The sequence below is a fragment of the Aeromonas sp. s11 genome (assembly GCF_040907945.1).
Taxonomy (GTDB): domain Bacteria; phylum Pseudomonadota; class Gammaproteobacteria; order Enterobacterales; family Aeromonadaceae; genus Aeromonas; species Aeromonas veronii.
Genome location: NZ_JBFOCU010000025.1, coordinates 1 through 18,465, shown reverse-complemented (window position 1 = coordinate 18,465; position 18,465 = coordinate 1). Strand labels below are relative to the sequence as shown.

The following is an 18,465-nucleotide window of genomic DNA, read 5'->3' as shown; positions in this document are numbered from 1 at the left end:
ATGCTGTGAGTGCCCACACAGATTGCTTGATTCAAATTGTTAAAGAGCGTCACGCTTGTCGCGTTGAGGAGGCGCATATTACGCTTCTCACTTCGAAAGTCAAGCGATTGTTTTCGCTTTTCTTTCGGCGCCCACTTCGCTAGGAAGCTGACTCATCAGTCCGGAATGTTCCGCCGTGCTGGTAGGGGCGCATTATAGGGGGCCGCGCTGGGATGACAAGGGCTTTTTCAGCAAAAAAGTTCGTTCGCTCAGATATCAAACAATCACCTCTTTTTTTGCTCGAAATGGCATCAATCCTGACTATTGCCGGATTTAAATTGAACATTTGAAAAGCCAATTTATAATTGCCATCTCAAATGTTCAATTGGAATGCCCTCATGCATCAAATCCTCGATAGCCATAAGGAAGAGCAAATCGTCCCGCTGTTCCGCTTGGGGTTCCGACCCTTCTTCTTGTTCGGGGCTCTGTTTGCTGCCGTCGCCATGTTGCTCTGGCTGGGGCAGCTCAACGGTTGGCTTACCTTGCCCGGGATTGCCAACCCGATCTGGTGGCATGGTCATGAAATGCTGTTTGGTTTCGGGGCAGCCATCGTCGCGGGCTTTCTGCTCACCGCGGTGCAGAACTGGACGGCCTATCCCGGTATTCGGAGCTGGCCATTGGCAATGGTGGTGGGGTTGTGGATATTGCCAAGGACCTTGTTACCCTGGCTGGGTGAGGAGAACATGATCCTGATGGTAGCAGACCTGCTCTGGCTGCCGCTGTGTGCCTGGTTCCTTGCCAAGCCTATCTTGATAACCCGGCAATGGCGCAATCTATTCTTCGTGCCCCTGTTGCTGATAATGACCTTGCTCAATGGTGCCAGCTGGTTATGGCAGGCCGATTGGACCACCGTTGAGCACCTATTGATCACCACTGTGCTGTTGTTTACCACCCTGATCGCCGTGATGGGGGGAAGGGTGATTCCGTTCTTCACCGCCCGGGCAACCGGTCAGGAGAAAGCTGCACCTCTACTCTGGCTGGAACGGACTGCGCTCGCGACACTGTGGCTTATCTTGCTCTGCTGGCTGCTGCTCCCCACCCAATGGGTCACCAGCATATATATAGTGCCTCTCTATATAGTGGCGGCGAGTTTGCATCTGTGGCGGCAACTGCGTTGGCATCTGCCATCGACCCTTGCGCATCCCCTGCTGTGGTCACTCCATCTCGCCTATCTGTTTATCCCTCTTGGCATGCTCGCCCTTGCGGCACATAGTGCGGGTCTGCCCATCACGTTGTCGATGGCCAGTCACCTGCTCAGCGCAGGCTGTATGGGGACCATGATCCTGGGCATGATTGCGCGAGTCTCCCTCGGCCATAGCGGTCGGGCCTTGCAGGTAGGACGCAGGATCACTGGCGCATTCGCCCTGGTTATCGCTGCCGCTACAATGCGGGTGGCGATTCCGCTGTGCTGGCCTGCTTATACCCTGCATGGCTGGAACCTCAGCGCGCTTGCCTGGATCGCTGCCTATGGTCTGTTTGTCTGGGTCTATACCCCGATACTGATCCGCCCCAGAGCAGATGGTCGTCCGGGTTAATGACTGCGGAACGTGTTCAGGGTGTTGCCACCGGATAGTGGATCAAATTGTGGAAAATAGCCGGGGCTATGCCGAGATTGCGATAACCGTGGGGACGGTCGGCAGCAAAACGCACCGCCTCCCCTTGCTCAAATGAGCGCCACTCCCCTTCCACCAGCACCTCCATCATGCCGCTGATGACGATGACATGCTCGGTCACTCCCGGCTCATGGGGCTCGGATTCACGCTGGTAACCCGGCAACAGGGTCAGCTCAAGCAACTCGAAACCAAACCGGTTTTCATAAGGGAAGAGCGGTGCCACTTGCATGCCCTCTCCCGCTGGCTGCTGGCGAATGGCATCGGCGGTGCGATAGAGCACCTCTGCCTGCACTGCGGGTGTGGGCTCAATGAAACTGGAAAATGAGACTCGAAAACCGGTGGCTATCTTCCACAGCGTCGCCACTGTCGGGCTGGACTCTCCCCGCTCAATCTGCCCCAGCATCGCCTTGCTGACACCCGTTTCGCGCGCAGCGGCATCCAGGCTCCAGCCGCGCTCGCTGCGCAGCCCCTTCAGTCGAGCAGCCAGATGCTGACTCATCTCTTGCATAACTGCCTCTTTATTACTCTTGCACGATGCGCCTTGTGCGCTATAACGCACATGGATATAGTAAAAACTGTATTGTACGTAATAACGTACAGCGCGTCACAACGCCAAGAGGAAGAGTCATGCCCTTCGCCCTCCCCCATCTGGTCGCAGGCTTTATCGCCGTTATGGTCGGCTACACCAGCTCCGTCATCCTGATCATCCAGGCCGCCACGGCAGCGGGTGCTGATACTGCCCAAGTTGCCTCCTGGCTCTGGACGCTGGGGATCGGCATGGGGGTGAGCTGCATCGGCCTCTCTCTCTATTACCGCATACCCATACTAACCGCCTGGTCCACACCGGGCGCGGCACTGCTGATCACCACGCTGGGCAACTTCACTCTGGCGGAAGCCATCGGCGCCTTTGTGATCTCGTCCCTGCTGATCACTCTGTGTGGCATCAGCGGCTGGTTCGACCGTTTGATGAAACATATTCCGGCTCCACTGGCCGCCGCCATGCTCGCTGGCGTGCTGCTCAGATTCGGGCTGGATCTGTTCAAGGTCGCCCCGCAAGATCCCTTGCTGCTTGGTACCTTGCTGCTGACTTTCCTGTTGGGGCGTCATCTCTGGCCCCGCTATACCATGGTGCTGGTACTGGGAGTGGGGATGCTGATCTGCAGCATGCGGGGGGATCTGCAGCTGGCAACTCTACACTGGCAACTCGCCAGCCCGGTCTGGACATGGCCAGCCTTCTCCCTTGATGCTCTGTTTGGTATCGCGCTGCCGCTGTTCATTGTCACAATGACATCGCAAAACATGCCGGGAATTGCCATCTTGCGGGCCCACGGCTATCAGCCTGCCACCTCCTCGCTGATCAGCTGGACCGGCCTGACTGGCCTGCTGCTCGCCCCTTTTGGCGGCTATGCCTTCAATCTGGCCGCCATCACTGCCGCCATCTGCATGGGCACAGAGGTCGACCCGGATACCAAGCGCCGCTGGCCTGCTGCGGTTTGGGCGGGTTGCTTTTATCTTGTGACCGGCAGCTTCGGCGCGACCGTCGCGACCCTGTTTAGCGCCTTTCCGGCAGCCCTTGTCACCTGCATCGCCGGATTGGCCCTGCTAGGCACCATCGGCAGCAGCCTGCACTCGGCTTTGCAACAGGATGAAGCGCGAGAAGCTGCGCTGCTCACCTTTATCATTACCGCGTCCGGGATCAGCCTGCTCGGCATCGCGGCAGCCTGCTGGGGTCTGCTGATTGGTCTGGCTATCTATCAGTTCCAATTATATCGACAAAGGAATCAATTGAACCTCAAACCGTGAACCTCTGCACACTATCCAGATAAAATGATTCACAAGTGAAACTAATTTCCTTCTAGTGGTGCCAGGGCACCAATCTTCCCGGACATGGTGCCCTGTCAGGTTCCATGCAACGGAGAATAAAAATGAAAAATCAGGCTGTCTTGTTACTACTGGCCATACTGGGTGCTACGAGCGTCCAGGCTGCCGATACGGATCGAGAGCTGGCTCGCCAGCTCGCACTTCAGCAGAAAAACCTGCTGCCCCTGCTGAGCAATCAGCAATACCAGAGCCCGCTTCCCAACCTGCTGCAGAAGGCCAGCCCGCGCCTTAAGCGGCAGGCGACCGATGCCAACCAGGCGGCCATCAGCCGACAAGGACTGGATGGCGAGGTCAAGCAACTGATGCAGTTGCGGCTGGCCAACACCGATCAGGCCGCCGCACTGCAACAGGGGGTCGAACCGCTGGTCGCCTATGTTCCAAGTGGGGATGAGAAGAGCTGGAGCGCCATTGAAGCGTTCGACAGCGCTGGCAATCCCGTCTATCTGGATGTGGACAAGGCACCGGCCCGGCCGGTTCTGGTAGTCGAAGCCGATCCCGTCAAAGCCAAGAACGCAGGCTTGAAGGTGATGCGCAAGGCGCTGGCCGATGCGGATCTGCAAAGCGCTCCGCGAGTGGCGGCCAGCACGGCGCCACTCAAGACCAGTATCCTGAAAAAGATCAGACTGAAGGATGATCAGGAGCCCTGGCTGCTCGGCGCGGCCGAAGTGTATGCGGTGGTCGCAGGGGTCAATCCCAGTCGGGATGAGCCAGTGGTCGATATTGTCGACATGCCCTACCTCGACTATGACAACACAGACTACACCCCCAACCAGATCCTGGTTTACTGGGATCGCTATCGCTGGGGTGCCGTCGATGTGGTGATGATGGAGCAGGATGACAACGTCAACTACAAGGAGCTGAGCGCCCTGCTGATTGAAGCCCTCAAACTCGGCTTTACCGCGGGTGGCGTGCCGGAAGCGCTGCCCTTCCTCGATCTCGGCGGTCGCATCGTCAAGGCGCTGCCCGACTCCTGGATGACCAACAACGACGACTATCTGGATACCTTCTACACACTGGAGCAGGATCAGGTCTATCGCCAGTATCCGGGGGCTGCCGGTAATGCGGTCATCGATCTTGAGCCAAAAGAGATCGCCCCGACCAGACCTTGATAATCGGCCATAACGAAAAAGCCAATGAGCAACTCATTGGCTTTTTGCTTTTATCGCGGTGACCACCGGTCAACCCTTGGGACGAACCCCCAGAGTATGGCAGATGGCATAAGTCAGCTCGGAGCGGTTCAGGGTATAGAAGTGGAAATCCTTCACTCCTTCCTGGCTCAGCACGCGCACCTGATCGATGGCGATGCTTGCCCCCACCAGATTGCGGGTCATCTGATCGTTATCCAGTCCCTCGAAACGCTGATGCATCCAGCGCGGGATCTTCACGTTGGTAAAACCGGCAAACTTGGCCAGGGTCTGATAGTTGGAGACCGGCAGGATCCCCGGCACGATTTCAGCATCGATGCCGATGGCGGCGCAGCGATCCCGAAAGCGCAAATACGTTTCCACATCGAAGAAGAACTGAGTGATGGCGCGGTTGGCACCGGCATCAATCTTGCGCTTGAGGTTGAGCAGGTCGGATTGCGCACTCTTGGCCTCCGGGTGCCCTTCCGGATAGGCGGCAACCGAGATATCGAAGTCAGCCTCCGACTTGAGCAGGGCAACCAGGTCGGTGGCATACATATCCGGTTTCTCCAGCCCCTGCGGCAAATCACCGCGCAGAGCCACGATATGACGAATACCGCTGTTCCAGTAGTCGCGGGCGATGGTGCGCAGCTCGTCGCGACTGGCATCGATACAGGTCAGGTGCGGCGCGGCAATCAGGCCAGTGCGCTCCTTAATGTCCTTGATCACCTTGTGGGTGCGATCACGGGTGCCAGAGTTGGCGCCATAGGTGACGGAGACGAACTTGGGTTCCAGCACTTTCAGCCGTTCGATGGACTGCCAGAGGGTATTCTCCATTCCTTCACTGTTGGGCGGAAAAAACTCGAAACTGACCGATATATCGCCATTCAAATCTGCCAAGCTCTGGTTGAGCGCCTCAACCTGACGTGCACTGTGAAATCCCATCTGATCTTCTCCCTGTCCTGCAATCCATCTGCCTACGTCAAAACGGATGTTTGGACGTCTAAACGTCTTTATATTTATGAGTAAAACGACACAAAGTCAACAGAGATTTACCTCACATCCGATCTGACGAACTTCATATTTACAAAATTAACGGTACGTAACCGAAAAGTGCCCATCCCAAAATTGCCCCAGTCGAGTTATGATGGGGGCAGATCGTCCTGGACGTTCTGAATCTGCGTGTGATTGTTTGGCCGGAGGTTTCTCCGGCCCCTTTTCATCTATTTCCCACTCCTGCCGATAACAGAATGAGTCTTTGCAGGAGCACCATCATGGATACCCATCCCGGCTTTGCCACCGACTTGCTGTTCGATCGCTATCAGGGCGAGGTTGTTCAGCACGATCAGTTCTGGGCGGTTCGCACGCCGGATGCTCCCGATTACTACTTCGGCAACTACCTGCTACTCCCCACCCCCCCCAGCGACCGTGACAAAGGCTGGCTGGAAGCCACATTTGATCAGCTGATCGGCCAGGATCCTCGAGTGCGCCACCGCACCTTCCAATGGCCACTGGCGGCCGGACAAAACAGCCGGATCGCCGGTTTTGTCGCAACGGGTTACCAATATATGGAGTGCGTGGTGCTGGCGCTGGATGAACAGAGCTGCCCACCCCCTCACGACGACATGAACAAGGTTGACGCTCGTACTTTCACCACTGCTGATTGGCCTGAGTGGCTCGACTTCGAACTCCATGAGCGGGATGAGGGGCACTCGGAACAGAGCTATCTCCCCTATCTGCGATCCCGCCAGGCGCTCTATCAGGCCATGATTGCCGATGGTCTCGGGGACTGGTGGGGGATCTGGCAAGAGGGACAACTGGTCGCTAGCTGTGGCCTCTTCTTTTGCGGCACACTTGGGCGCTTCCAGTTGGTACGCACGCACCATGCGTGGCGCAACCAGGGGTTATGCCGCCAGCTGCTGAGTCAAGTGGCTCGCGCAGGATTGTCCCGCACCAAACAGCTAATCATAGTGGCAGACGAACACTACCATGCTCAGCGCATTTACCGCTCTTTGGGGTTTGCCCCGGTTGCCCGCATCGGCAGCCTCTGCCGCTGGCCCCACGAAGCACAATAAAGCGATACATGCTGGCCGCGAGCCATAAAAAAACGGGAGGCTGATGCCTCCCGCTCTTATTGATGCAGATGACCTATTGCTGTGGCTGCTGTGGCGCCTCCAGCTCGTTGGAGAGCGCCTGCTCCACCTCATCCGACGGCGCCGATAATGGGGCAGCGGCCGCTGATGCGGGTTCTGCGGGAGTCACAGCAGGTGACACCACGGCCGATGTTTCAGTGGTCGCGGGAGCTGCGGACACCTCAGTCGTCGGCGCTGCAACAGGAGCAGGGGCAACCGCATCACACTGACAATCCGCGCTCTTGGCCTTGTTGCCCTGATGAGGGGCATACCAGCCCTTCAAGCCACTTTCCAGTCGTTCTGCGGCAGCCTTGGGTTCCATCTTGCCGAGCAACACAGCCTGACTCACCTCGGCCAGCTCATCCCCCAACTTGGGCGTACCACGGGAGAGGATCTGGGTCGCGACCCGAATGGTGGAGTCACACTGATCGCGCCACTCCATCATCTCTTTGGCCGCCGGATTGGTGACATCGAAAAAGTGGTTGGAGAGGGAGAAGAATCCCGGCAGCGAGTTGGTATAGAGCTCGGCAAATTGCGGCGTCGTCAGCCATTGCAGGAAGGCCATTGCCCCCTCTTTGTTCTTGCTGGCCGGATTCATCCCCATACCGATATCGGTGTGGTCGGTAAAGAAACAGCCATCACCCTGTTTGGCCACCGGCGGACGCATGACGCCAAAATCGACCTTGCCGGTGAAGGGGGCAATCTCCCAGGAGCCCGCCACGTAGAAGGCGGCCTTGCCCGAAGTGAACAGCTCGTTACTGGTCGCATAATCGCGGCTCTCGCCACCTTCACCGAGGTAGGAACGCCAGCGGGCCAGCTCGTCGAACACCTTCACATATTGCGGGTTGTCCAGCCGCTCCTGCCCGCCGATCAGTGCAAGACGGCCGTCCTCCCCCTTCCAGTAGTTGGGGCCAATGTTCTGGAACCCCAGCTCGGAGGCAACCCAGCTCTCGGAACCACTCATGGCCAGCGGCACATAGCGCCCGTCGGCCTTGATCTTGTCCAGCACGGCGAAGAACTGATCGCGGGTTTGCGGCAAGGTGAGTCCCAACTCACTGAAGATCTTCTTGTTATAGAAGAAGCCATGGATCACCGAGGCCATGGGGACGCAGAAGGTCTGGGCTCCGGAGTCAGTCTGCCAGGGTGACTGGGCAAAACTCGGGAAGTTCTCCATCCCTGCCATTTCTGTCAGCTCGGCCAGATGGCCCGCCTTGAACAGGGCGAGCGAGTCATCAAACGGACGACAGGTAATGAGATCCCCCGCCTTGCCCCCTTTCAGGCTCTCCCACAGGGTGGGCATGTAGTTGACGTTTTGCACCGGATGAAAACTCACCTTGATGCCGGGATGCGCCGCTTCAAACGCCGGGATAATCTTCTGCTCCCACAACGCCTTGTCATCGGTTCGCCAGCTTTCAATCACCAGCTCGCTGGCCATCAGCTGGCCACACAACAGGAGACTCAGGGCTCCAATCCACTTTTTAGACATAAGCCCTCCTAGACCTTGAAATGTGCGATCAATTGCTGCTGTTTGGCGACCAGGTCGGCCAGCACTTCGCTACTGCTGGCGGATTCGCGCGCCTCCCGCTCGGTCTCGTATGCCACATCGGCAATACCGGCGATATGACGAGCGACCCCCTGACTGACGGAGATCTGCTCCTGAGCGGCATGGGCCACCTGATCAGCCATCGATTTGATGGCCCCCATCCGATCGGCAATGGATTGCAGCGCCACATCCATCTCGCGAGTCTGCTCGACACAGCTCTGGGTCTGCTCCTGGCTACGCCCCATCACTTCAACCACATGCTTGCTGGAGCTTTGCAGGTTCTCAATCATCCCCTGGATCTCTTCGGTCGAAGTCTGGGTGCGATTGGCCAGCGCCCGTACCTCATCGGCCACCACCGCAAAACCGCGACCTGCATCGCCAGCACGGGCCGCTTCGATGGCGGCGTTCAACGCCAGCAGGTTGGTCTGCTCGGCAATGCTGCGGATCACATCGAGAATGCTGCCGATGTTGTTACTGAATTCCCCAAGTTTGTAGGTGATCCCGACCGCCTCTTCCATGGCGCCAGCCAGCTGCTCGGTGATCCGGCGAGTGGTGGCCACTTTCTGGCGGCCACTGCGTGCCTCGTCATCGGCCAGATCCACTTCGCGCTTGGTGTCATCGGTAGAGCGGGCCACCTCGGTGGCGCTCACTTCCAGCTCGGTAATGGCGGCGGCCACCTGATCGGTCTGGCTCTTCTGCTCCTGTACCCGGGACATGGCCCGTTCGCTGATCTCGGCGGCGCGGCTCGCTTCATCCACCAGATGGCGGGAGCCTGCATTGATTTGAGAGAGCAGCTCGCCGGTCTTGCCCGCCAGCGTATCGATAGAGCGGGAAAGGCTGCCAAATTCGCAACTGCTGCGGTAGTTGATGCGGCGGGTCATGTCGCCGGCCGCCATGTAATCGAGCTCCTTGTTGATCATCTGCAACGGGCGCTGAATGCTGCGCGCCGTGGTATAACCGATCACCAGCGCCGCAGCGGCCGACATCGCGGCAACCACCAGGATCCAGAAGCTGGCGCTACTGACCGCTGCATCGGCATTGATCCGGCTGTCGCTGGCAATGGCCCCGGCGGACTTGCCCATCTCATCGAGCAAATTGAGGCTGTTGACCAGACTGGCATCCAGCTGCTGATTTTGCGTGGCCAGCGACAGCGCCAGTTGCTGAGCCTGACGCATGGTTGCCAGCAAGCCCTGAGCGCCAAGTGCCAGCTCCTGCATCCGATCCAGATTGGAGACAAACCGCGCTTTCACATCATCGGGCACCAGCACCCGCACCAACCGCTTGCGGGCCATCTCGATGTCCTTGCTCAACACCTTTTCCAGCTCGTTCAGGTCGGTTTTGGCATCGGCACGGCGGATATTCTTCAGGTCGCGGGCGATACCCGAGGTAATAAGCTCCGCCTTGTTGCGCATGGAGCGCTTGCTGGCGGTCTGTTGCAGCAGCAAATCCGCCGCCCACTGGTAGGTATCCTCAAGGCGGATAAATTCCATCTCCAACTTGTGGCGCTGCTCCAGTGCACTGACCCACTGCCGATGCTGGGCCAACACCTGATCCGCCAAGCCATAAAATTGGGTGGTAGCACTCTCGACCTGCTGGAAGCGGGCACGAGCATCCGCTACGTCGGTAAATTTACCCATCTCCTGACTCAGCTGGGCGAAGCGGTTCTGCTGCGCCTTGAACTGATTGGCCAGCTGCGGCAACTGGGCAGCATCTTCACTGGTGCGGTAGACCAGCACCCAGCGGTTACTATCCTGCAGTGCCCCCTTGAGACCTGCGACAGCCACTACCAGCGGGGTTGCCCGGTCAGATACGGCAGAGAGGCCGTCATTTATACCCTTGATTTTAAAGGTACTGATCACACCAAGCAGGATCAGCAACAGCAGCATCAACACGAATCCGGCGATGATCCGCTGCACGATAGATAAGCCCATGGAGACATCCTCACTCATTGGGGGAAGGTAAAGTGAACATAGTCACTATCGGCAGGGGTGGCGAATAACTGAAATAAAGCGGCAGGTATTTAATTGATTTGTATCGGGTTGGATCACAGTACAGACAAAATCAGCCATACGAAAAAAGCCCGGCACAAGCCGGGCTGAAAGAGACGTACTTTGCTATCTTCCGCGGTCCGTTCAGAACCGCAGTCAGAATCATTAGAAGCGGTAGCCAACACCCACCATAAAGGCCATCGGGTCGATATGTGTTTTAAAAGTGCCAACGCCATCGACTTTGACATCAGTGTCAATGTCCATAATCCAGGCAGAACCGTTCACAAACCAGCGGTCGGTCACAGCCATATCGATACCAACCTGGCCCGCCAATCCCCATGAGTCATCAAGACTGATATTGGCGCCATCCAGTTTGCCAACACCCTTCTCGTCAAAGAAGGTGGTGTAGTTGATACCGACACCAACATAAGGACGAACCTTGCTCTTGGCATCACCGAAGTAGTATTGACCCATCAGGGTAGGCGGCAGGTGCTTAACTTTGGCAATTTCTCCCAATCCAGCAGTGCTCACACGATGGGAGAACGGGGTTGCAGCCAGCAACTCAACCCCCCAGTTGTCGGTGATCATATAACCGAGGGTCAGGCCAAGCTGTTGATTGCTATCAATCTGAAACTCACCAGTGTTAAGCACATCATCACTGCTCTCCTGAGGAGAAACGATAGCCAATCCACCACGAACCAGAATATCACCAGCCTGATGGGCCATGGCGAAAGGAGAGGTCACTGCAGCGGCAATCATCAGAGGAAGTAATTTTTTCATCACGTAATCCCTTTTTTTGTTTTCATTTGATGCTGTAAGCCCGCTGACTATATGCCCTTGTAAATGCAAAGTTATTGACTTGGAGCAAAGGTTGCACAGAAATAAATCGATTGGTGTGACATCTTTGCGCGCCATCCCAATCTCGTTGAGTCCCCAGACAACAAGCCGAAATACCTGTTTCGACAGGTTGCAACTACCCGCACCCAGCGCCAAAAGGAGCAAACAAACCACACCTTATTGCGCGGCAGAGCGGCTATTAATTGTTGTTAACATGGGCAAATCAGCGTATTTTTTGCGCCATGAAAGTTACTGGGAAGTAATGGTTTATTTATGAAAAATGAGTCGAAATGGCAAAAGGTGGGGGCCTTTCTCGCGGCCGTGTGGGGAATCGGATCCTTTCTCTTTATCCTGCTTGGTTTTATTGTCGCCCTGGCCTATCTGGTATTGGTACGGCAGGGTTAATCCGGATTGACAGAGTGCAGCAGGGTGATATCTCCCCCTTCGGCAAGCTGTTCCGGAGTCTGGCCCATGCCCTCCGCAGAGAGGGTACCAGCATAGCCAAACCACCGATTTCGCCCGCCGACTTTGGCCTGGTACAGCGCCATGTCCGCCAGTTTGAAGCTGTGACTCCAGAATGAATCCGGACACTCCGGGTGCAACGGATAGCGGCAAAATCCCAGCGACACCGTCAACCAGAGTGGCGCATCCTCTCTGCCAAAGCGATGCTGAGCGACACGCTGTCGCAGATATTCGACCCGCAGCGCCAACTCTTGCTCGTCATCCACCTGCAACAGCAACAAGAACTCCTCCCCGCCCAACCGGATGATCGGCTCGCGCTCTCCTATCACCACCTTGCGCAGCAGATCCGCCAGCTGTTTCAGCACCAGATCCCCGATGTCATGGCCAAGGCGGTCATTGATCCGCTTGAAATGATCCAGATCCAGCAGCAATAACAGACAAGGTTTGGCCCGGTTGGCCTGCAACCAACCATCGAGATAGCGACGATTGAAACAACGGGTCAAGGGGTCGGTGAATGCAGCCATCTCCATCTGGCTAGATTTTTCCAACAAATCATCGTGTTGCTGACTGACCTTGCTGGCCATCTCCTTGAACTTGCCGCTCAGGGTCGCCATCTCGGCGCTGCTGTCGATATAGGGGATCAAGGTGGCATCTGGCCGATCGCCAAAGCGTTGCAGCGCCGACACCAGCTGCTGCAACGGAGTAAGCACAATGCTATTGAGCCGATACATGGCGATCATGACGCAGATAAAACTGATAAACAGCATGCCGATAAAGGTCCAGAGCGCCCCCTCCATGACGCCACTCAAGATCTTTCTCTCCTCCTCAATCACCAGAGTCAGCACCGGCTGGTTATCGCTGTTGAGCAGTCGCACCTCTCCCCTGAGCCGGGTGAGCCCAAGGTCGATCAGGCGATACGTTATTTGCGGTTTCAGTGGTTTGAAGGTAGCGGTGACATCCAGATTGGCGTGGGAAATCGCCAGAGGCAGTGCGGTACGCTCCGATACCTGCTCGAGATAGGCCTTGTCGAGCCAACGTACAACCAGCAAGAAACCGTTGAACGGTGCCGACTCGTCACTGTTTCTGATCGGCTGCCACGAGTACATCAGCGGCCCCCACTGGGAAGCACGGATCCCGTGCAGATTGATGCCCCCGTGCGCCACCGAGCGTGCCCTTAACTGCTTTTTCAGTTCATCAAGGAAGTAGGGAAACTGGTCCGGATTGATCCCCGGCGCATCGGGTAGCAGGGTGCGCGTCCAGATTTCGTAGCCGGTGAGATCCATGAAGCTCATCAGGTTGAGACTAAAATCCCGCATCGGCATATCACTGAACAGGTTGGATTCGATGTACCCCCTGCTTTTGTTGTCCATAAAACGGTGACTGTCATCCCAGATGCCCCAATCCCGACTGAATGCATCCAGGGCTGCCACATCCGCCTGCACCGCCTTGGTCACGCGCAGCAGATGCTCCTTCATTCGTTGCTCCTCAATCCGGCTGGCGGCCGGGATCTGGGCCCATGCCAACAGAACCAGCAATAGCAGGATCGCCCCCAGCCAGATGGGGAACATGGAGTAAGCTAACTGATGATCAATCGTGCGCGGAGCCTGAGCCATAACCCGATATATCCATTACCATGATGCTGAGATGCCAAGCCTGCCCACACTTGACGAGCTTCCCCCTATGCTCCCGATTTTTATAACAAAAAGGGGCCAAAGGCCCCTCGATTATAACGGCTTATCGCGCCAATAGCGGTCGTAAAAAACGAGCTGTATGAGACTCTTTATTGGTGCAAATCTCTTCCGGCGTCCCCGTCACCAGAATGCGGCCACCACCGGCGCCGCCCTCCGGTCCCAAATCGACGATCCAGTCGGCAGTTTTTACCACATCCAGATTGTGCTCGATGATGACGATGGTGTTACCGCGATCCCGCAGCTGGTGCAGCACCTTGAGCAGTTGCTGGATATCGTGAAAATGCAGCCCGGTGGTCGGCTCATCCAGAATGTATAGAGTCTGACCGGTATCCCGCTTGGAGAGCTCGCGCGCCAGCTTGACCCGCTGCGCCTCGCCGCCCGACAAGGTAGTAGCAGACTGGCCGAGACGGATATAGGAGAGGCCCACGTCCATCAGGGTCTGCAGCTTGCGCGCCACTGCCGGCACCGGATCGAAGAACTCGCGAGCATCTTCCACCGTCATCTCGAGGATTTCGTGGATGTTCTTGCCCTTGTACTTCACCTCCAGGGTCTCGCGGTTGTAGCGCTTGCCCTTGCAGACGTCGCACGGCACGTAGACATCCGGCAGGAAGTGCATCTCCACCTTGATGACGCCATCCCCCTGGCACGCCTCGCAGCGGCCCCCCTTCACGTTGAAGGAGAAGCGGCCCGGCTGGTAGCCGCGCGAACGCGCCTCCTGGGTGCCGGAGAGCAACTCGCGGATCGGAGTGAACAAACCGGTATAGGTGGCCGGGTTGGAGCGCGGGGTACGACCGATGGGACTCTGGTCGATATCCACCACCTTGTCCAGATGCTCCAGCCCCTCGACGCTGCGATAGGGTGCCGGGGTGGACTCGGTGGCCTTGTTGAGCTCGCGATGAGCGATGCGGAACAGGGTGTCGTTGATCAGGGTCGACTTGCCGGAGCCGGAGACGCCAGTGACGCAGGTCATCACCCCGATGGGCAGATCAAGATTGACGTTGCGCAAGTTGTTGCCGCTTGCCCCCTTGAGTTTCAACCACTTGCCGGTGAGCGGCGTGCGCTCGGCCGGAATGGCGATCTGCTTGCGACCGGAGAGGTAGTCACCGGTCAGCGATTCCGGATTGTCGATAATCTGCTGGGGGGTGCCCTGCGCAACAATCTCGCCACCGTGTACACCCGCCCCCGGGCCGATATCCAGCACATGGTCGGCGAGGCGAATGGCATCCTCGTCGTGCTCCACCACGATCACCGTGTTGCCGAGATCGCGCAGATGGGTGAGGGTCTTGAGCAACCGCTCGTTGTCGCGCTGATGCAGACCGATGGAGGGCTCGTCCAGTACGTACATGACGCCCACCAGCCCGGCCCCGATCTGGCTGGCCAGTCGGATGCGCTGCGCTTCGCCGCCTGAGAGGGTCTCGGCACTGCGGGACAGGCTCAGATAGTTGAGACCGACGTTCACCAGGAAGCCGAGCCGCTCGACGATCTCTTTCAATATCTTCTCGGCAATCTGGGCGCGCTGGCCGGTGAGGTTAAGCCCCTCGAAGAAGGCGAGCGCATCGCCGATGGACTGCTCGGCAATGGCCGGCAGGTTGCGGTTGTCGACGAAGACGTGACGCGCCTCTTCCCGCAGTCGGCTGCCACCGCAGCTGGTACAGGATTTGTTGGCGATGTACTTGGAGAGCTCTTCACGCACCGAGTTGGACTCGGTTTCTCGGTAGCGCCGCTCCATGTTGTGCAGGATCCCCTCGAACGGGTGCTTGCGCACCACCACATCGCCGCGGTCGTTCATGTAGCGGAACTCGATCTCGGTACGACCTGAGCCGCGCAGGATCACCTCCTGGGTCTTGACCGGCAGATCTTCCCACGGCGTCTCCAGATCGAACTTGTAGTGCTCGGAGAGGGATTTGAGCATCTGGAAGTAGTAGAAGCTGCGCTTGTCCCAACCACGGATAGCGCCGTTGGCCAGACTGATGGCCGGATCGCCGATCACCTTGGCCGGATCGAAATATTGCTGCACCCCGAGGCCATCGCAGGTCGGGCAGGCTCCGGCCGGGTTGTTGAAGGAGAAGATGCGCGGCTCCAGCTCCGACATGGAGTAGCCGCACTCCGGGCAGGCGAAGTTGGCGGAGAAGGTCATGGGGGCAACCCCCTCTTCACCGTCCATCGGTACCACCAGTACGATGCCGCCAGAGAGGGTCAGCGCCGTCTCGAACGACTCGGCCAAACGCAGCGCCAGATCCTCGCGCACCTTGAAGCGATCCACCACCACCTCGATGGTGTGCTTCTTGTGCAGCTCCAGAGTCGGAGGATCTGAGAGATCGCACACCTCGCCGTCGATACGGGCACGGATGTAGCCCTGGGCCGCCAGATTCTCCAGCAGCTTGGTGTGCTCCCCCTTGCGATCGCGTACCACCGGGGCCAGCAGCATCAGCTTGCTCCCCTCCGGTTGAGCCAGCACCTGATCCACCATCTGGCTGATGGTCTGGGCGGCGAGCGGAATGGCGTGGGTCGGACAGCGGGGCTCACCGACTCGGGCAAACAGCAGACGCAGGTAGTCGTAGATCTCGGTGATGGTGCCGACGGTCGAGCGCGGGTTGTGGGAGGTGGACTTCTGCTCGATGGAGATGGCGGGCGAAAGCCCCTCGATATGGTCGACGTCCGGCTTCTCCATCAAGGAGAGGAACTGGCGGGCATAGGCGGAGAGTGACTCCACATAGCGGCGCTGCCCCTCGGCATAGAGGGTATCGAACGCCAGAGATGATTTGCCCGAACCGGAGAGGCCGGTCACCACGATCAGCTTGTCGCGGGGCAGGGTCAGATTGATGTTCTTGAGGTTGTGGGTGCGAGCACCCCGGACCACGATCTTTTCCATCTTGTTGCACGCTCGATACAGAAACCTGAGCGAGTCAGTATGGCATAGAGACTACTGGATGAATAGACAGGCATTATCTATCGCAGTTATCCTTTTTTACGATGGATAGCCCCTTCGCCACACCCTGACCAAGACGACGCGTTTGCCCCCACTCCACACCAGCAAGCGCTCGCCCGCAGAGTGATCAGCTGTTACTATTGGCAGCTAAACTTGGATCAGATAACACTCTGATTGCTGTAACAGTTATAGAAAAACCATGCTGTTCAATATGATAACGACATGGTCATGCAAAAAGCGCGGTAACGAATTTAGTGGGCCCAGGCTTTGCCTGGCCGGAATATAAAGGTGGAAGAGAGATTATGGCCAGTCGAGGCATCAATAAAGTCATTCTGATCGGTAACCTCGGGCAAGACCCGGAAGTACGCTACATGCCGAGTGGCGGTGCTGTGACCAACATTACTCTGGCTACCTCTGAAACCTGGCGCGACAAGCAGACCGGTGAGCAGAAAGAGCGTACCGAATGGCACCGAGTTGTCTTCATGGGCAAGCTGGCCGAAGTGGCTGGCGAGTACCTGAAGAAGGGCTCCCAGGTCTATGTGGAAGGCAAACTGCAAACCCGCAAATGGCAAGATCAGAGCGGCCAGGAGCGCTACACCACTGAAGTGCTGGTCGACAGCTTCACTGGCGTGATGCAGATGCTGGGTGGTCGTCCGCAAGGCGGTCAGGGTATGGGCCAAAACATGGGTGGCCAATCCCAGGGTAACTGGGGTCAGCCGCAGCAGAGCATGCCTGCCCAGCAGCCGATGAATCAGCAGCGCCCGGCGCCAGCTCCGCAGCAGAACATGCAGCCGCAAGGCGGTTATGGCCGTCCTGCCCAGCAGCCGCAATCTGCGCCGCCGGTATATAACGAGCCGCCGATGGATTTCGACGACGATATCCCGTTCTAGATCTTGTAAAAGATGAAAGTGTAAGAATAAATCACTTTCACCATCTTGAGTGCAAAGCAACCCAGCAGAAATGCTGGGTTTTTTTATTTTTGCATTTCACTTGCCATCGCGATTTTCAGCACTATAACTTTATGTATGAGGAAAATGTAAGATTAGGATGCACAGTGTACAAGCTAAATAACTGATCCCAATAGTGCTACACCTTCGCTGTGCCATAGCCATTCCCCGGGAAAGGAGACACGGTATCCATGAAGTGTTTCACTCGGGCCAGCAGGTTTGCCATCCCTCTGCATTGATGATTGCGCGTGATGGTTTCATGTAACTTGTGCCATAGCCGTTCTATGTGATTAACCCAAGGGCTGTAAACTGGCTGGAACACCAGGCAGAACTTGGGATTCTTCTTCAACCATCGCTCGGTCTGTTTGCTTTTGTGAATGATGTAGTTATCGAGGATCAACGTGATGGTTTTGGCTCGTCGGTAGTGGTGGCGCAGCTTTTCCAGCATGGCAATAAACAGCGATGAGTTTTTCTTGATCCCGCTGACGTAAAGTACCCTTCCGTTGCCTGCGTGGAGAACGCCTGCCAGATAATGCTTGGCATTCTGCCCCGGTGTGACAACCCGCTTTTGCTGCGCTCTGAACATCCAGTCGGCTCCTAATTTGGGATTGAGGTCTATATCGACTTCATCCTCATAAAACACCGGATTATCGGCATCACAGCGGGCCAGCGCGGCGTCGATATTCGCCATTTTTTCCTGATAGGCTGGGTCTTTTATCCGCAAGGTCGGCACGGGCCTGCGCCAGACAATGCCCATACGAGGTAACCATCGGCGGAGCGTGGAGGCTGCCACATTGAGCCCTGTTAACCGATTGATTTTTATAGCCAATAGTTCAGTACACCAACGGCTGCGCTGATAACCAAAATCTTGCGGAGAAAACTGCATGAGCAGCACCAGTAAGGTGACAATCTTGGCGATAGGTAAGACTGGGGCACGGCCAGCCGGTAAGGCTTCTAGCGCATCTATGCCTTCATCTCGATACCACCGAAGCCAACGACCGATGGTCGAGCGCGCAGCGCCGGTAAGGTGATGAACATCGGTGATCGTGCGTCCTTCATGTAACAGCAAGATGGCCATCAAGCGACGAGCATGTCCTTTATCACGGGTGGCATGGATGATTTTGTGAATGCGGCGCCGTTGTGGTCGTGGCAGAGGTGGTAGGATAGGCATCAACTCAGTCCTTTGGGTGTGGCTTGTTTTGTTTAGCGACTAATCAGATCGCACAAACTGGACTGAGTTCCCTTCCTCCGGTGATCTACTATTCGGAACAGCTATTTA

At 57.1% G+C, this 18,465-nt stretch carries 13 protein-coding genes; 5 read left to right on the top strand and 8 right to left on the bottom strand.

What is annotated here, in order from left to right:
* Window positions 1–377 precede the first annotated feature (377 nt).
* Window positions 378–1,574 (top strand): NnrS family protein, encoded by a 1,197-nt coding sequence (locus tag AB5Y84_RS07590; RefSeq protein ID WP_368176713.1) that lies wholly within the window; start codon window positions 378–380, stop codon window positions 1,572–1,574.
* A 16-nt stretch (window positions 1,575–1,590) separates the two neighbouring features.
* Here the strand turns inward: AB5Y84_RS07590 and AB5Y84_RS07585 are convergent, their stop codons facing one another.
* Window positions 1,591–2,160: a helix-turn-helix domain-containing protein gene (locus AB5Y84_RS07585; RefSeq protein ID WP_368176712.1), complete on the bottom strand. Its 570-nt coding sequence runs from the start codon at window positions 2,158–2,160 to the stop codon at window positions 1,591–1,593.
* 119 nt (window positions 2,161–2,279) lie between these two features.
* Here AB5Y84_RS07585 and AB5Y84_RS07580 point away from each other — a divergent pair, with 119 nt between their 5' ends.
* Together AB5Y84_RS07580 and AB5Y84_RS07575 are read left to right on the top strand one after the other, a co-directional pair.
* Entirely contained in the window at window positions 2,280–3,455 is a 1,176-nt protein-coding gene (locus tag AB5Y84_RS07580) for a benzoate/H(+) symporter BenE family transporter (protein ID WP_368176711.1), read from the top strand.
* A gap of 122 nt (window positions 3,456–3,577) precedes the next feature.
* Window positions 3,578–4,642, top strand: a complete 1,065-nt coding sequence (locus tag AB5Y84_RS07575; RefSeq protein ID WP_108541792.1) for a DUF3103 family protein — start codon at window positions 3,578–3,580, stop codon at window positions 4,640–4,642.
* Window positions 4,643–4,711: 69 nt separating this feature from the next.
* Here AB5Y84_RS07575 and metF read toward each other — a convergent pair whose 3' ends face one another.
* Window positions 4,712–5,602 (bottom strand): methylenetetrahydrofolate reductase, encoded by an 891-nt coding sequence (gene metF, locus AB5Y84_RS07570; RefSeq protein ID WP_005340191.1) that lies wholly within the window; start codon window positions 5,600–5,602, stop codon window positions 4,712–4,714.
* Window positions 5,603–5,931: 329 nt separating this feature from the next.
* On the opposite strand from metF, the gene AB5Y84_RS07565 reads away from it, so the two are divergent.
* Window positions 5,932–6,732, top strand: coding sequence for a GNAT family N-acetyltransferase (locus AB5Y84_RS07565; protein ID WP_368176710.1), 801 nt, complete (start codon window positions 5,932–5,934; stop codon window positions 6,730–6,732).
* Window positions 6,733–6,805: 73 nt separating this feature from the next.
* Here the strand turns inward: AB5Y84_RS07565 and AB5Y84_RS07560 are convergent, their stop codons facing one another.
* From AB5Y84_RS07560 to uvrA, 5 genes are all read right to left on the bottom strand, one after another.
* Window positions 6,806–8,275 carry an ABC transporter substrate-binding protein gene (locus AB5Y84_RS07560; RefSeq protein ID WP_368176709.1) on the bottom strand — a complete coding sequence of 490 codons (1,470 nt, stop codon included), beginning with the start codon at window positions 8,273–8,275 and terminating at the stop codon, window positions 6,806–6,808.
* Window positions 8,276–8,283: 8 nt separating this feature from the next.
* Window positions 8,284–10,263, bottom strand: a complete 1,980-nt coding sequence (locus AB5Y84_RS07555) for a methyl-accepting chemotaxis protein (RefSeq protein ID WP_368176708.1) — start codon at window positions 10,261–10,263, stop codon at window positions 8,284–8,286.
* 222 nt (window positions 10,264–10,485) lie between these two features.
* On the bottom strand, window positions 10,486–11,100 hold the full coding sequence (locus tag AB5Y84_RS07550; RefSeq protein WP_193860638.1) for an OmpW family outer membrane protein: 615 nt from the start codon (window positions 11,098–11,100) through the stop codon (window positions 10,486–10,488).
* A gap of 458 nt (window positions 11,101–11,558) precedes the next feature.
* Window positions 11,559–13,232, bottom strand: a complete 1,674-nt coding sequence (locus AB5Y84_RS07545; protein WP_368176707.1) for a diguanylate cyclase — start codon at window positions 13,230–13,232, stop codon at window positions 11,559–11,561.
* A gap of 121 nt (window positions 13,233–13,353) precedes the next feature.
* On the bottom strand, window positions 13,354–16,182 hold the full coding sequence (gene uvrA, locus AB5Y84_RS07540; RefSeq protein ID WP_064341415.1) for an excinuclease ABC subunit UvrA: 2,829 nt from the start codon (window positions 16,180–16,182) through the stop codon (window positions 13,354–13,356).
* A 359-nt stretch (window positions 16,183–16,541) separates the two neighbouring features.
* Between uvrA and AB5Y84_RS07535 the strand changes: the two genes are divergently transcribed.
* A complete protein-coding gene (locus tag AB5Y84_RS07535; protein ID WP_005340181.1) occupies window positions 16,542–17,129 on the top strand; it encodes a single-stranded DNA-binding protein in 588 nt (195 codons plus the stop codon).
* Between the two features lie 196 nt (window positions 17,130–17,325).
* On the opposite strand, the gene AB5Y84_RS07530 is transcribed toward AB5Y84_RS07535, so the two are convergent.
* Window positions 17,326–18,357, bottom strand: a complete 1,032-nt coding sequence (locus tag AB5Y84_RS07530; RefSeq protein ID WP_001809438.1) for an IS630-like element ISAhy2 family transposase — start codon at window positions 18,355–18,357, stop codon at window positions 17,326–17,328.
* Window positions 18,358–18,465 lie beyond the last annotated feature (108 nt).

Coding starts and splice junctions, on each gene's coding strand:
- AB5Y84_RS07535 (WP_005340181.1), top strand. CDS start 16,542: ATGGCCAGTCGAGGCATCAATAAAGTCATTCTGATCGGTAACCTCGGG.
- AB5Y84_RS07565 (WP_368176710.1), top strand. CDS start 5,932: ATGGATACCCATCCCGGCTTTGCCACCGACTTGCTGTTCGATCGCTAT.
- AB5Y84_RS07590 (WP_368176713.1), top strand. CDS start 378: ATGCATCAAATCCTCGATAGCCATAAGGAAGAGCAAATCGTCCCGCTG.
- AB5Y84_RS07555 (WP_368176708.1), bottom strand. CDS start 10,263: ATGGGCTTATCTATCGTGCAGCGGATCATCGCCGGATTCGTGTTGATG.
- AB5Y84_RS07530 (WP_001809438.1), bottom strand. CDS start 18,357: ATGCCTATCCTACCACCTCTGCCACGACCACAACGGCGCCGCATTCAC.
- AB5Y84_RS07550 (WP_193860638.1), bottom strand. CDS start 11,100: ATGAAAAAATTACTTCCTCTGATGATTGCCGCTGCAGTGACCTCTCCT.
- uvrA (WP_064341415.1), bottom strand. CDS start 16,182: ATGGAAAAGATCGTGGTCCGGGGTGCTCGCACCCACAACCTCAAGAAC.
- AB5Y84_RS07575 (WP_108541792.1), top strand. CDS start 3,578: ATGAAAAATCAGGCTGTCTTGTTACTACTGGCCATACTGGGTGCTACG.
- AB5Y84_RS07545 (WP_368176707.1), bottom strand. CDS start 13,232: ATGGCTCAGGCTCCGCGCACGATTGATCATCAGTTAGCTTACTCCATG.
- AB5Y84_RS07580 (WP_368176711.1), top strand. CDS start 2,280: ATGCCCTTCGCCCTCCCCCATCTGGTCGCAGGCTTTATCGCCGTTATG.
- metF (WP_005340191.1), bottom strand. CDS start 5,602: ATGGGATTTCACAGTGCACGTCAGGTTGAGGCGCTCAACCAGAGCTTG.
- AB5Y84_RS07560 (WP_368176709.1), bottom strand. CDS start 8,275: ATGTCTAAAAAGTGGATTGGAGCCCTGAGTCTCCTGTTGTGTGGCCAG.
- AB5Y84_RS07585 (WP_368176712.1), bottom strand. CDS start 2,160: ATGCAAGAGATGAGTCAGCATCTGGCTGCTCGACTGAAGGGGCTGCGC.